This window comes from Streptomyces sp. GbtcB7 (assembly GCF_019091445.1).
GTDB lineage: Bacteria > Actinomycetota > Actinomycetes > Streptomycetales > Streptomycetaceae > Streptomyces > Streptomyces mirabilis.
Genome location: NZ_JAGXJM010000634.1, coordinates 1 through 236, shown reverse-complemented (window position 1 = coordinate 236; position 236 = coordinate 1). Strand labels below are relative to the sequence as shown.

General features: G+C 79.7%; 1 pseudogene. It reads left to right on the top strand.

Annotation, left to right across the window (positions count from 1 at the left end):
- A pseudogene (locus KVT44_RS57075) lies at nt 1-236 on the top strand (histidine phosphatase family protein); the annotation flags it as partial.

Sequence of the window (236 nt, the reverse complement as noted above, 5' to 3'; positions counted from 1 at the left end):
GGGGGGGTCGTCCCGCACGCGTTCCGTGAGGTGGAGGCCGGGGACCTGGAGGTCATGCGCGGGGACACCGAGGCGGCCAGGACGTACTTCCCGACGGCGTTCGCCTGGGTGGGCGGGGACACCGGGCTGCGGATGCCGGGCGGCGAGGACGGCATCGAGGCGCTGGGCCGGTTCGACGGGGGGGGCGCGGGGGCCGCGGGGCCCGGCGCGGGCGGGGTCGGCATGGGCAGCCACGG